Origin of the sequence: uncultured Clostridium sp., assembly GCF_947072515.1 — a bacterium.
GTDB lineage: Bacteria > Bacillota > Clostridia > Clostridiales > Clostridiaceae > Clostridium.
The window spans coordinates 1-14,162 of sequence record NZ_CAMTIG010000070.1; the positions used below are offsets into that span (position 1 = coordinate 1).

A 14,162-nucleotide genomic window follows, 5' to 3' on the forward strand; every position below is an offset into this window, starting at 1 on the left:
TTCTCCCGCCTCCCCCGCCCTCTACCCGTAATGAGGTGGTGGCAGCGTCAGTTGTGTATAATAGAATAAGTATACATAGAGCAGGGTACCCCTTGGGTTGGTCTCGGGCAAAAAAAAAAAAAAAAAAATGTTTTTTTGTTATAAATATAACATTGTGTGTTATAATTTATTTTTGTTGAGATTAGTGCAATAAAGAAAGTTATAATAAAGTTTTACAGACAAATTTTAGATATGCTTTAAGAAAGTTAGGTGTGTAATATGAAAAATAAAGAAGAAATAAAAGAGTGATTATTGAGAAATGCAGTAGATGAAGATGGAGATTTAGATTTAAGTGGATTAGATTTTATCGATTTTGCAGGGGATGTATATATATCAGAAATGAAAGTCAAAGATGATTTATATCAATGGGGTCAAGAAGTCAAAGGTGATTTAATTCAAAATTCTCAAGAAGTCAAAGGTGATTTAATTCAAAGTGATCAAAAAGTCAAAGGTAATTTAATTCAAAGTGATCAAAAAGTCAAAGGTAATTTACATCAAGGTAATCAAAAAGTTGAAGGTGATTTAATTCAAAATTCTCAAGAAGTCAAAGGTGATTTACGACAAGACAAAATAATGAATAATAATTTTATAGAGAGAATAAAAACTGAATATACTGAATTAGAAGAAAAACACAAAAAATTAGATAAAGTTTTAAATGGAAAAATATTTAAAACTTTATCTCCAAAAGAAAAGAAACTTTTGATAGAACAAGAAAGACTGATGTTTAATTATTTAATAATTCTTGTAGCAAGACTTAACTATTATGAAAATGACATTATCTGAATTGATTGTTTCGAGGATGGCGATTCAAGTGAATAGTTATAAAGAAAAACAATCTTTCTGAATTGATGGCAATAAGAATGATACCACAGGCGTGTGCAGTTATTGTGGTTTAATTAGAAAAACTAAATGAATATGAATTTGAGACGAAGTTGAAGTTTGTTATAAATGTTTTATGAAAATTGAAGAAAATGATACTGAATGAATTTAAAACATACAAATGAGTGAAAACAAATTAAAATAAATAAAAAACAATTTGAAGAGATTAAAACATTAGCACTAGCTAATGATATTAAAATTGAACAACAAATATATTTGTTGTTAAGAAGGGCCTTGATAAGATAGTTATGAAAACAATAATATTATTAAAAACAAGCACATTATTATTGCTTCCTGCAATAATAATAAGTTGCAATAGCAATACTGAAGTTATTAAACCTGAATATGAAACCAGATTTCAAATATATGAATCTTATAATTTTAAGCCAACTAAAGAATTTGTTTATGAAAAACAAATAAAGTCAATTCATGTCGTAGGTGAAGATCAAGAAAGCATAAATAAAATTTATGTATATTATCAATTTGTTTTAAACGGAAAAGACACTTTCGAAGATGGATTTATAAGATTATTAAAAAGCGGTATAGTTAATAAATGAGAATAAAAACATCTCTTAAAGCTACCTTTTTTTTATGTTATAATTACAATATAAAAGGAAGTAAATATGAAATGAGAAAAAGAAAAAATAATAGAAATATTATTATGATCATTATTATTTATGATATTGAATACTTGCGGATTAGTAATAATAATAACCTCATTTATGAGTGGAGAAAGCGCAAAAGTTTATAATAAATTATTAAATAATTTAATTGAAAATAATTTAATTGATAATAAATTAGCAGAAACTTTAAGATCAGGTGTGAGTTTAGAATCTCTTTTTGAAGAATATGATTTTAAAATAAAAGCAGGTTTAATACTTGGAGAAGCACTTGGTGCATTATTATCAATTGGTGGAATTTTTAAAATAATAACAATAAAAGCTAATAATAGTAATACAAATAAATTGATCGAAACAATTAAAATAAGTAAAGAAGAAAAAAAGAAAGTTAAACTTGATAAATATGCAAATAAACATTTCAAATCGTAATTATAATATTTTAAGAAAATTAAAAAAAGAACATTTTATTAAAATTATTTTATTTATAATAACTGCACTTGTTATCGTTTTTACACTACTATTAACAATATTTGCAATAACACCAATGTCTAACGGTGTTTTAAAACCTGTTTTAAAACCATTATACGCTTTTATTGAAGATATTAATGGACTTGAAAGTTTTCAAGGTACAAAAGGAACTTGAACTTTGGTACAAGAAATAAATCCAGTTGACATAAATTGAATTTATGTCTTTAATGGAAATAATTCAAATATAATTTCTACTCTTGCTTTACTTGGCGGATCAGGATGAATAGCATTTTTAATTTTATTTTCATATTTAAAAAATATGGCTACACCTCAATCAATTCAAAGAAAAGTTAGACAGGGAATTACATTTGGATATCTAAAACAATCTATGGCGGACGATGTTTGTGATGAAATTGATTATGTTATAGGAGAAAAGATTCGGCCTAAGGAGGAAACTGATGAAGAAGATATGAAAGAAAATTAAAAGTTTTTTCACAAATTGAGTATAATTTTGATATAACAAGAAAATAAAAGGTATTTAAATATGGCAAAAATAACAAAAGAACAATTCAAAGCAATAATGGACAAGGTTATAGAAGAAAGAGTCGATAAAGGAATTAAACAAGCAATTAGTGATTTTATTAAAACACCCGAAGTTATTAATCCTGTAACTCCCGAAGTTATTAATCCTGTAACTCCTGAAAAAGAATTACAAGATCTATTCAATGATTATGCAAAAGAAAGTGAGCTGAAGTAATATGTCATCAATTGTTTCTAAAGTAGGAAATGCAATATTTAAAAATAGCGGAATTGGAGAATCATTAAGTAATAAAGTACTTGCAGAGAAAATTACAACTGCATTAACAACTACTGTTGAAAATGGTTTTAATAAACAAATAGCAATTATTGAAGTTGTTGATTTAATGAAAGAACTAAATAATCCATATTCTTTCATGGACAAGGGATCGCTAGATTGGGGTATTGGAGAGCAAACGCTCACCATGAGATTTAAATCGTCAAAAAAATCAAGTACTGAAATTGATGATTGGTTGCCGTCAGGAAATGTTAATGGACTTGAAAGAGTGCAAAGTACATCAACAGGTTCGATACAAAGAGTTGTTGATAATTCATATTCAGAATTTGATATGAGAGAGTTTGTTCGTGATGGAAATGCATTTTCAAGTTTATTGCAATTAGAATCAAGCGCTGGTGCTAAAGCAAAACAAAGAGAGCATAGGGAGTTACCAAGATATTTGTTTGGAATGAATGTTTCCGACGAATTACTCCCTGCCGACTACAAAACTGCTGTAACAACTATTAAAGAATTAGTTAATCAAAATAGAATTAATGTATCAACAACAACAGATTACAAATCAATTGTTAATTACTTAAAAGAATTTTCTGATAAATATTACAATAATTATTCGGACGAATTTAATGCAGGTAGAAACCCTGCTCAAACAGGTAATAATTTATGAATAGGTGGAGTTGATACTGGTGTTAAAGCAATGATGAACTCGGCAAAAAAAGAATCTACTGTAATCGTAATGTCAACAAAATTTAGAAATAGACTTGAACAAGAATTAGGAAATGTATTTAATCCTGCATATTGACAAGACTTCACAAATAAATTTGGAATTGTTGTTGAAGACACTTTCGAAGATGATTCAATAATGTATATATTTGACAAAGAAACTATTGCTACAAGATCTGTATTTAATGAATTTACAAATACATATTATCCAAAAAAATCTGCTTTTGAAACAATTACAAAATGAAAAGATTATTATAGAGTAAACCCTTTAATGAATCTTGTGTCATTTAAGTTTGCTAAAACTAAAAAAGTTGAAAAAATTTCAAAAGCAGTAGATTCTGAAAGAAAAAAAGGTAAATAATGAAAGGTAAAAGTTGAGACCTTCCATTCAACTCCGCCAGACAATCTAGAATATCCGAAGGCGTCAATGATGCGTTGCACTCGGATATTTTTTTTAAAGAAGGTTTAACAGAGTTTGCAGTAATGAATATTTTGATGCGGGAATTATCTGGCACATATAAATTTGCTGATGTTACAGAAGATCGATTATTAGATTTAGAAAATACATTTTTTTGAAATTTAATGTTTTATGGAAGAGTAGGTATATATGAGTACAAACCTAAAGAATATGTAATTGTTAATATATCAAGTATAACTTATGAATATCAAAAAATAACCAAGGTATGATGTGCTCCTGCAATTATTCAATTTGAACAACAAAGTGCGCAAGTAGATCCTCAACAAAAGAAATGATTCGTGTTGAGTGATATGAGTAAGATTGTAGTTATTTCAAATGATGTAACAAGTGAGTTTTTTCAATTAAAATTTGGCTGATTTATTCGAGGAATACTTAATTTGAATGATATGTATTGAGCAAGTACAACTATGAAATTAAAGAAAATTGCTATTTGATATAATTCTAAGAATAAAACAGTTATAGATGACTTAGAAACTTCTTTAAAAGATAATGAAACATTCCTTAAACTTACTTCTCCAAAAATTCATAATAATATTATGAAAGATGCAAGTCTCGCTCTTGAAGCACCTTTTACAATAGAAAAACTTGATTTTCCGACCGACAACTATTTAGGACTTGAAGACTTAATAAAATATTACAAATGAGGTAAAGATTTATTAGGAATGAATGAAAAAGTTAATGACATGAAAGAAAGAGTTGTTACTACTGAAGTAGAAGACGGAAAAACAAATACTGAATTAATGGCCGTATCTACAATGAGAAATTTTGAGAAATTTACAAGAGATATGAAATCAAAGTTTGGTATAAATGTAAATGTTGTTAAGTCGGTAGATGACTTAGAGGAAGTAAAAAATAGCAAGCAAGCATTTTCACAAGGAGTAAATAATGAAGAAGTTTAGTGAAATTTATAATAATATTATTGTCTTTGAGAAAAAAGTAATTAACATTATTAATGAAGAGAATAATAATCCATATTATTTAAATGATGCCGATTTTCCATATAAAATTGAAAATATATATAAGCAATTAATACGTGCTTATGGAGAAGAATCAAACTCTTTTAATGACGAATTATCTTTTGAAAATGCTTTTTTATACAAATTCCAAGATTCATTTCTAACATTTTATAATAAAATAAATACTAATAAATCTTTGGAGCTAGAAAAAATTTCAAAAGATTTTTATATAGCTTTAAATAAAAGTACTAATTTAAGTACAAATGAAAGTGATAGTACTAATACAAATAAATCCACTTCCGTACCTAATAATCAAGTTTTTAATGATTTATTAGATGAATTACAAATAACAGAGGCTGATAGAGCAAATATGTCTTCTAAATTTTTAAACAATAGTGAGGATATTAGTTTTATTGAAAATAATTTTAGGATTTATAAACAAAATCAAATGGCATTATATAGAGTTGAGATTACAATTTTTATAGATTCTTTCTCTCCATTATTTACAAAAGTAATTAAACCTTATTATTATGATGATCATGATGATCGTGGAGCAAGATTTGCTAATGGCATTTTTGTTGGGGATGTTGATTACAAAGGTGCTTCTAATGAATTAGCAATCAAAGTTCTTGCAGAAGAAATGGATGATATTAATACAAAAATAGTAGAGTTTGGAGTTCCAAAAAAAGTTTATGATTCTGTATCAGGGATTTACAAATATTTATCTGAATATGATATTTCTTATTGAAATGGATTGACAAAAGAGCAGGTTTACTATGCTATTTTTGCAAGTAATACAATTTGAAATCCTACATTTAATTATAGGAAAGATTTTGTAGTACAATTTACAGAGATAACAAAAGGTTCAAAAAAAAGTGAATTAAAATGAGCTTTATCGTTGATAGACAATAATATTGGTAATAATCCCAACACAAGTCCTTTAGAGTGAAAAGTATTTGAAACTCCACCAGTTGACATAAGTGAGATTATTAAGCAATTAGAACCTTATATTGCTTTGGAAGTAGAAAAGCAAATAAATAAACTCCCGATTGCTTATCAAGATAAACCTAATATATTTACCGAAAATCAAACTATTGCTATTCCTGCAGGAGAAAACAAAGTAATTACTGTTCGAAAAAATGGAATACCTATTTTTAACATTTTACAAGGAAATTCAAGTAATAATATTCAACTTTATGCTCCTGAAGGTATTTTGTATCTTGCTGGAAAAGAATTAAATTTTAGCAATAAGGAGTTAGAAAATATTGCTACACCAACAAAAAATACAAGTGCTACTAATAAAAAATATGTAGATGATAATATATTAAACAAACAAAATAAACTAATAGCAGGTACTAATATTACAATAACTGGAGATACAATTTCTGCGTCAGGTGGCGGTACTCCAATTCTTCCATCAAATGTTGTTTATAATGATAAAGAAAATAATTTTACTGAAGATAATAAGTTTACAAATATTGAAGCTTTAACAACAAAGTCTAATGAGATTACATTAGCAAAATCTTTATCTATCGTTACTAGTTTTAATACATTGTTAATAGATGATGATTCTATTAAATCGAAAAGAGCCTTCTCTATATTAAGTGAAGATGCTATTGAAATACAAGCACCGTCTTACATTTCTTTGAGGGGAAGTTCTTTTGCAGACGATTTTGTCATAAAGAATAGTGGGATATTAAGGTATACTATTCCATTAACAGAACCAGAAGTTAATAAAGCAACTAACATAAGGTGAGTTAAAGAATACACAGCTGATGCTATTAAATCAAAAGCAGATAAAACTTCTGTTGATTTAAAAGCAGATAAAACCCATGTTGATACTTTATATAAGAGAGCAAATACTTCTATCGCATCCACTACAACAGCTGGTGATAGTACAGAAACAATATCAACTATATTCGATAGTGCTACATGAAACTTAATTAGTGGTTCAAACCAATATTACCTATTAGCATATACAAATAGTGTCGCATCAAGAACAAGGTTTCCTATGATAATAAGAATGGAGTATGCTATGAGTTCTAATGATTATAATGTTCATACAGGAGCAGGAGATTTTACATTCTTTAATTATACTAACTTTGGAACAACTTATAGTATTAAATTAATGGTAGCGTTATCAAGAAATAATGGAGCATTTAGGTTTGCAGCAAGTTTTAATGGAACTTTAAATGCTAATTTTACAATTAATAGAGTTGAAATATGAAAGAAAGCGAGTTTATAATGAAAAGTATAGATTGAAAAAATATATCTTAAGATTATTTTAAAAAATATTAAACTAAAAACACCTATATGGTGTTTTTTCTTATTCTATTTATAATATACTTTTTTATTCATACAAATTATTTTTCTTTAAAATTTTTGTTCATAGTACACTAAATAAGTTTTTAGCTCCACCTTCTCAAAATAATAATAAATCATTTCGATATAAGTCAGCAAACACAATTAATAAGTCTTCAGTAATTGGAATCAATCTAGACGAGTGAATTAAATCTTCAGTAAGATATGCAAAAGATATTAAACCAGGGTCTCTTATTCAATCTATCTCCTGAACATTTTGTACAAGTCATTGTTTTTCTTGATAAATTGATACCCTAAACATATTACCCATAAGCATTAGATATGCTCAAGGAACAGACTTTGCAAACTTTTCTTTATCCGTAATTCCCTTATCGCTTTCCATAGAAATATTATTATTCATGAACTCCTGCATTTTTGTATTCCCTACCGAAAATCGCTTAGCTATGTTGTTATCAGTTATTGATCCCTTAAAAACTCCTGCCGAGTTTAAATAAAATACTCCTCTTTCTAAATCTATAAAATATGGATACTTCTTTTGAATCCCTAACGACTCCGCTATTAAATCTGCTCCGGGTTCATTGTTTCCAAACAAGTAAACAAGAGCATTTTTTTTATCTCTTTGAAAATTTGATAAAAGAACAATAAAGTTTGATACTTCTAATTGCGCATGGGACAGGGGAAGTGGTTTCTTTGAACGATATTCATCATAAAACATCTCTTTATAACCATTGTAAACATTAGAACTATTATTGTGCATGGTATTAAAACCTATTCAAACACCTACAACAATATTTCTATCTTTGTAAATAATATTATCCTTTTTATCTCTTCCAACGGGCGTACCTTTAGTGTATATCGTTGTACCCCTGATATAGAATTGATACATGGAATCAGTATTTACTTCACTCATCCTACCTTCTTTCATTTTCTCATTTCTAAAAACTCATAGAAACATAGAAGTAGGATTCTTTCCTTCGGACAACTGATCGATACATTCGTTAGCTAGTTGGTTCATGCGCTCTCTCATTCAATATGTTTTACCAACATTTTTCTCTAAATTAACAATAAAAACATTAACCTTATCGACAATACCTTTTTTTAATTTAGAATCACATTCTTTCAATACCGAAAATAAATTAAAAAATGTATGTTTTCTGCTCCTTAGTTTTTCAAGCGGATAGTGCAAACTATTAGGAACAATTTCTGATTTCTTATAATTACTCATTTATTAACCTTATTCCGTAGCGAAAAACCAAAGTAATTAATGTTTTTTCCAATTGATTAAAATCTTTTGAACCTTGGATATAAAACTCAAATTGAGCTAAATTTACTTCGAAGTAACACCATTTGTTATTTTGACTATAAGTAACTAAGTCAGAATATGAACTAATTTTAATTGAAGGAAAACCATATTTATCATATATATCATTTATTAATACCTGAGAATTTAATGACAAACTTTGAACAAAATAAGATGAAGTTATTATTTTAGGAGTATTTCCATTATATGATTTATTCATTAACCTTACCATAATGTTGTCGATAATATCTGTTGATTGATTAATATTAGAATCATTTTTTTTCAAATCACTTATTCTTGCATTAATCTGTCTTTTAGAAGCAAAATTTCCAGTAATAGATCCTGCAACTCCAAGTCCTATAGTTGCAAGTGCCAATGAACTTCCACCACTTGGTATAGCAAGAGCTGCACCAAGTCCAGCAATAAGACTTCCAATAACTCCAAGACCAAGACTTTCGTTAGTTTTTGCAATTCCTGCATTAATTTGAGACTTATTTGCAAGTAAATAACTTTGGTAAGAGTTTTGCAATGATGGTAAATATGAACCATAATCAATGGTTGTATCAATCAAGTTATTATTAAATATATCTGTATTTTTATCTAATGAATCCTTATATGCAATAAAACCTGCTCCGTTAAAAATTACTTCATATTTTTTTGATTTTGCATTTATGTTATAATTATTTTGTAAAATTAAAGAATTTTCATAAATAAGTTTTTGGTATTTTGAAACAACAGGAACTTCAATTTGAGCAAATATATTATCTCCTCCATTCATATATAAAATAGGTAATGCTGTGGAAAAACTTTCTGCACCAACAAAATATTGAATTGGAGAATAATTGGGATTATTTGAATTTCTATTCATATTTTTTAATAAAAAGTCAGGTCCCTTAAAAATACCAATAAAATTTTTCTTTAAAGCAAGAACATCTAAAAATGAAACTGTATTATTTAATTTAGCACTTACTCCTGCAGTATAAGTAATAGTAGCATCACCTATAACAGGCACAAATACATATGGTTGGTCATTGATTTTAAAACCAGTTTTACCATCTTTCCCCTCATTTAATTTAGCAAAAGTATTATCAAAAACATAATAAATATTTGTTGATACAGAATTATTTATAACAATGCTAGAAACACTTGTATATTCTACATATGCAGTTTCATTGCTTCTTACTCTCAGATGCTTCAAACCCCTTGTAATTTGAGTATAATCAATTTTCTTTCATTCTCATTCGTCATAAATAAGCGGAATTTCATTAATTCTTGAATCTTCCAAAAGCGCACTTTCTTTTTCATTAGAATCACTTGTTCTTAATAAAGCCACATTTCTTTGTTTTTTAAAAAAAGGTAAAGCTAAATTTGCTCATACATCTTTTTCTAAAATATATTTATAATTATTATTATTCATAACAATTTTTGAAGCAACTAAATAATATATATTATTTCATTTAACATACGTTATATTACTTGCTCCCGAAGTTAAAGTGGCCTGATCATATGTGTCATTGTTTGGTGTAAAAGTTTCTTTATCACCTTCTTCGAAGGCAAGTGCAACAATATATTTATCAGTTGGTTTATCTTCACTTGAATTAGTTCAAAAAATAGGTGATTTATATAATCAAATTTTATTCATTATTCAATTTCTCTTTTAATTCTACTTATTTTAACAGCTTCTAAATCTGTAGAGTTAGCAATTTCCTTAATTCTTACTCTTGTATCATGACCTAATTGAGAACTTTTAATATCATTTGCAATGTTTTTATTCAATCTAAAATTAATTGCTTTAAAAGGTAAAGCTATACATTGGCTAATGATTGGCCCTGATATTATTCCCAATCACATTCCTAAATTTCCTTCTATCTCCATTGATTGCAAAACTATACCTGTAATAAAAACACCCCCTGACAAAAGAGTTATTATTATTATTGATAAAATTCCATTTAATTTATTATTCATATTACCCTTTTTCAATTATACTTTAATCTATAAATTGTTCTTTAAAATCTAAATCTATTATATCTTCCAGACCATACTTTATAATCTCGCTATAAAATTCGTCTGCATTAGCAAAACCTGATTGTTGCAATATTTCAAAAACTCTTGTAATTCAACCTTCCGAACCTTCCGAAATATTTTCTCCATTTCTTTCAGCATCTAATGAAAATAATTCATTTATTCTTCTGATAGCGTTTTCAACATTTATAATAGGATTATTAGATATTTTATCAGCTGCTTTTTCATATTTTAATTTAAATGGATCTAATTCATTTCTAACATTAAATTCAATTCCATCATTTTTAAGAGTTGGTTCAGTTAAATCTGATATTGAATCCGAAAAACTAGAAGTTGCGCTATCAATAGCACCAGACCATTTAATACCTTCAACTCTTTGCTTCTCTAAATTTTTTCTTTTTCTTAATAACCTAGAATATTTACCATCAGTAATTTCATTCAACTCTTTTCTAATTTCTGCTTTAGTTCTCTTTCTTTTAGAAATGGGTGATTCTAATGAATTTATTAATTTTGTTATTTTAATTTTATCAGATTGATTTTTTCCTAAATTTAAATTCTTTCTAATTTTTGCATCTGAGAGCGATTTAATATTTTTGCTTAATTTAATATTTTTTTTCTTAAAAAATGTTTGATCTCTTTTTAATTGTCTAAGTTCGATGTCTATATTTTTCTTTTTATCAACTAATATTGATAATTTTTTTGAAACAATTTTTTTATTATAGCCACTATTTTTGCTTAATAATTCTTTTTTAGATTCTAGCTCTGATTGTAATAATTTTATTTTATTGCCTATAGTATTATTAACAATTTTGCTTAATTGATATGCATTATTTGGTTGAAACAAATCTTTATTCTTTTTTCCTGATAACCTAAATACTATTTTACTCATAATTTTTCCTTTTATATTGTACCTTGTGTTATTTTCTTCGAAACTCTTGTTAATAAAATTCCGTGAGAATCTTCTTTAATTTTAAAACCTGCATTATATATTTCGCCACCATGACATAATAAATTTATTATTTCATTATTAGTTTGTCCAGAAAAATTAATTCCGGTAAATCCATATTTTGTATTACTTCCATCATTATTTGACACTAAATATCTATTTGCTCCTCCGATAGTAATTCTATCATACTCTTTTGCTAATGCAAATGAACCTAACTTATATTTGTCCAGTGTTATTTTTTTCTCAATTTCTTCTTTATTTAAGCTCATAAATAATTCGTCAGTTGAAGCATAATTAAAAAATTTATAACCTAAATCTAATATTGTATTTCATAATTTTATACGAGTATATGCTGTAATAGTTGCACCCATTAGTACTGGTGGAGCAAATCTTTGTTTTTTAGTTATTTTCAATGCCTCAATGTAATAATAATTACCTACTCTTTTACCGCTTATTTTTTGAAGAATATATTTTTCCTTTCCAATTGATAACATATATTCTCCTTTTTTTCTAGTTCCCAGAAAATTATATGTATCTTTTGAAACTGCAATTAAAGTATTGTAATTAACTTTTTTACATAACTGTCCATAAAATGCAACAAGTCTTACCTTTGCTCCACGCTCAAGAGCAGGTTTACCTATTTGTTTTGCTAAAGATTTAAGATTAAATATTGGTAATATAAACTCTTCAACATAAGTTGATGCTTTTGAATATCATATTTTTTGAGATTCAAGCTCAATATCATAAACTCTATTTATAATCTCTCATTCCTCTTTTAAGTAATAACATTCAAAATTATTTAAATAACGAACATACCTATCAACTCTACTATTTTTTTTATCTCAATGTTTCAAAATCACAAAATCATCGTAATACTTACTTTTAATTTTTGCTGATTTTACTTTCAAATGATAATATTCTAAATTTATATATAAATCTGATTTTGGAAATGGTGTTTCACTTAATAAACCATAAGGCATTGGTTGAGTGGTTGCTCACGGATATGCCGATACAATATCTATTGATACAGCACGCTTATTTTTTGAAGAAACAATAGTATAACCTTTTTCTTTTTGAGATTCGATTAACTTAGGATTAAATTGAGTAAAACCACCTTGTAATCAATTTCTTGAAAACATATGTTGTTCCAAACTAACCTTTCCTTTGTACTTAGATATTTCACTTCATTCATATTTGTCTTCAGGCAATTCTTTTTTCTCTTTTAAATAATTATGAAACATCTTGGTTGTTATTCCGCCTATAGTTAACATTTTTTTTAATGGAATTGATTTTCCTGCTGAACTAAAATAACGATCTAATTCAATATGTTTTAGAAAATCTCATAAAGCTAATGCCTGTATGTCTAAGTCCGATTTTAAATATTTTCTCATTTCTAATTCAAAAGTAGGATTCATATTAAAGCCGCCTTTATCATATCATTCAACGTTAGATTGTTCTTTATGCTGATATTTATCTAAATTGTAATCTTTTCCAAGTGCTTTAAGAGATGCATTTAAAAGCAAATAAGAGCAATGAATAATAATTCTAGTAGTATATCTCTTACCACCCCTTGTAATCAATCTATATATCTCTATTGAATATAAATTTGAACGATCCCTAAAAATCTTAAAAGAATTAAGAGGCATTGCTTTTTCATTATCTGAATTGGAAATATCATTAATGTATTTTAATTTAGTTTTGTTAATCAAAAACTTTTCAATAAAATTACCATCAAATTTTTGATTATGAAATCATATTATTTTATTTGTTAAATCAGAAAAGATGGATTCATATCACTCTTCAATAGTAGAACCTATTATTTTCTTTGGTTCATTAGGGTCTAATTTTCTATAGCCTCATAAATATACTGCAGTGTGTCCTAATCTCTTGTAATCTTCTGAACCTTCAGTAAGTGTTTCAAAATCACAATTGTAGAGAATTAAAGGTTTCTTCATATTTAATATCCTCCTAACGATTATTACTTATCTAAATGCTCTTGAATCAAAACTCTTAAAATTTTTGAAACACTTATCTTATCTTTTGCTGCTTTAACTTTTAATTCATCTCTCATACTTCTAGGTATTCAAACAATTAATTGAATTGCACCACTATCATCCAATCGTTTCTTCATATGCTTCTTTCATTCTTCAAAAACTTCTTCCGCAGGATTTGGATTAAATCTTTCATCATCATTTGCTTTTCCTACCAAATCCATAGCAATTACCCCTTTAACTTCTTTATCTCATTTACTCATTATTCACACCCTTTATTTGTTTGCATATTTCACATTTGATAACAATGATTACAAATATATTGTTCTTTTACAATATTATAATAATCAATTAATTCATGATCACCTCGTGCTCTTGTTATAACATGTACACTATCACCAGCTCATAACCCCATCTTACACTTTCAACAACTCATATTATTTTTCAATTTCATATTTACTCCCTTTCTCTTGCACTAATCTCAACAAAAATAAATTATAACACACAATGTTATAATTATAACAAAAAACTTTTTGTTTTGCGTGAGAGCACACCCAAGGGGTACCCTGCTCTATGTATACTTATTCCTGACTCTTATACACAAATC

The 14,162-nt window shown here is 26.9% G+C and carries 19 protein-coding genes; 11 read left to right on the plus strand and 8 right to left on the minus strand.

The genetic code is table 11. From position 1 onward, the window contains the following. Positions 1-291 precede the first annotated feature (291 nt). The 11 genes from Q0W06_RS16920 (at position 292) to Q0W06_RS16970 (ending at position 7,201) form a co-directional block, all read left to right on the plus strand. Positions 292-822, plus strand: coding sequence for a hypothetical protein (locus tag Q0W06_RS16920; protein WP_297638457.1), 531 nt, complete (start codon positions 292-294; stop codon positions 820-822). 344 nt (positions 823-1,166) lie between these two features. Beyond that, positions 1,167-1,475 carry a hypothetical protein gene (locus Q0W06_RS16925; RefSeq protein ID WP_297638460.1) on the plus strand — a complete coding sequence of 103 codons (309 nt, stop codon included), beginning with the start codon at positions 1,167-1,169 and terminating at the stop codon, positions 1,473-1,475. Between the two features lie 120 nt (positions 1,476-1,595). Continuing rightward, the gene (locus tag Q0W06_RS16930; RefSeq protein ID WP_297638462.1) at positions 1,596-1,967 is read left to right on the plus strand and encodes a hypothetical protein; all 372 of its coding nucleotides are present in this window, start codon (positions 1,596-1,598) and stop codon (positions 1,965-1,967) included. A gap of 358 nt (positions 1,968-2,325) precedes the next feature. Beyond that, the gene (locus Q0W06_RS16935; RefSeq protein ID WP_297638465.1) at positions 2,326-2,490 is read left to right on the plus strand and encodes a hypothetical protein; all 165 of its coding nucleotides are present in this window, start codon (positions 2,326-2,328) and stop codon (positions 2,488-2,490) included. 60 nt (positions 2,491-2,550) lie between these two features. Further along, the gene (locus tag Q0W06_RS16940; RefSeq protein ID WP_297638467.1) at positions 2,551-2,763 is read left to right on the plus strand and encodes a hypothetical protein; all 213 of its coding nucleotides are present in this window, start codon (positions 2,551-2,553) and stop codon (positions 2,761-2,763) included. 1 nt (position 2,764) lies between these two features. Next, positions 2,765-3,484 carry a hypothetical protein gene (locus tag Q0W06_RS16945; protein WP_297638469.1) on the plus strand — a complete coding sequence of 240 codons (720 nt, stop codon included), beginning with the start codon at positions 2,765-2,767 and terminating at the stop codon, positions 3,482-3,484. A gap of 491 nt (positions 3,485-3,975) precedes the next feature. Next, positions 3,976-4,116, plus strand: a complete 141-nt coding sequence (locus Q0W06_RS16950; RefSeq protein WP_297638472.1) for a hypothetical protein — start codon at positions 3,976-3,978, stop codon at positions 4,114-4,116. Between the two features lie 564 nt (positions 4,117-4,680). After that, entirely contained in the window at positions 4,681-4,917 is a 237-nt protein-coding gene (locus Q0W06_RS16955; protein WP_297638475.1) for a hypothetical protein, read from the plus strand. Next, complete coding sequence (locus Q0W06_RS16960; RefSeq protein WP_297638478.1) at positions 4,904-5,722, plus strand: hypothetical protein; 819 nt, start codon at positions 4,904-4,906, stop codon at positions 5,720-5,722. The genes Q0W06_RS16955 and Q0W06_RS16960 overlap by 14 nt, the downstream gene beginning before the upstream one ends. A 267-nt stretch (positions 5,723-5,989) precedes the next feature. Then, on the plus strand, positions 5,990-6,730 hold the full coding sequence (locus Q0W06_RS16965) for a hypothetical protein (protein WP_297638481.1): 741 nt from the start codon (positions 5,990-5,992) through the stop codon (positions 6,728-6,730). A 255-nt stretch (positions 6,731-6,985) separates the two neighbouring features. Continuing rightward, on the plus strand, positions 6,986-7,201 hold the full coding sequence (locus Q0W06_RS16970; RefSeq protein WP_297638484.1) for a hypothetical protein: 216 nt from the start codon (positions 6,986-6,988) through the stop codon (positions 7,199-7,201). 420 nt (positions 7,202-7,621) lie between these two features. On the opposite strand, the gene Q0W06_RS16975 is transcribed toward Q0W06_RS16970, so the two are convergent. The 8 genes from Q0W06_RS16975 to Q0W06_RS17010 all read right to left on the minus strand — a co-directional run bounded on the left by Q0W06_RS16975 (position 7,622) and on the right by Q0W06_RS17010 (position 13,144). Continuing rightward, positions 7,622-8,053 (minus strand): hypothetical protein, encoded by a 432-nt coding sequence (locus Q0W06_RS16975; protein ID WP_297638487.1) that lies wholly within the window; start codon positions 8,051-8,053, stop codon positions 7,622-7,624. 15 nt (positions 8,054-8,068) lie between these two features. Beyond that, a complete protein-coding gene (locus Q0W06_RS16980; protein ID WP_297638490.1) occupies positions 8,069-8,206 on the minus strand; it encodes a hypothetical protein in 138 nt (45 codons plus the stop codon). Positions 8,207-8,513: 307 nt separating this feature from the next. Then, complete coding sequence (locus Q0W06_RS16985) at positions 8,514-9,794, minus strand: hypothetical protein (RefSeq protein WP_297638493.1); 1,281 nt, start codon at positions 9,792-9,794, stop codon at positions 8,514-8,516. Positions 9,795-10,237: 443 nt separating this feature from the next. Beyond that, complete coding sequence (locus tag Q0W06_RS16990) at positions 10,238-10,441, minus strand: hypothetical protein (protein WP_297638496.1); 204 nt, start codon at positions 10,439-10,441, stop codon at positions 10,238-10,240. Between the two features lie 271 nt (positions 10,442-10,712). Continuing rightward, positions 10,713-11,507 (minus strand): hypothetical protein, encoded by a 795-nt coding sequence (locus Q0W06_RS16995; protein ID WP_297638499.1) that lies wholly within the window; start codon positions 11,505-11,507, stop codon positions 10,713-10,715. Positions 11,508-11,518: 11 nt separating this feature from the next. Next, on the minus strand, positions 11,519-11,833 hold the full coding sequence (locus Q0W06_RS17000; protein ID WP_297638502.1) for a hypothetical protein: 315 nt from the start codon (positions 11,831-11,833) through the stop codon (positions 11,519-11,521). A gap of 60 nt (positions 11,834-11,893) precedes the next feature. Continuing rightward, entirely contained in the window at positions 11,894-12,058 is a 165-nt protein-coding gene (locus Q0W06_RS17005; protein WP_297638505.1) for a hypothetical protein, read from the minus strand. 942 nt (positions 12,059-13,000) lie between these two features. After that, complete coding sequence (locus Q0W06_RS17010) at positions 13,001-13,144, minus strand: hypothetical protein (protein ID WP_297638508.1); 144 nt, start codon at positions 13,142-13,144, stop codon at positions 13,001-13,003. Positions 13,145-14,162: the final 1,018 nt, after the last annotated feature.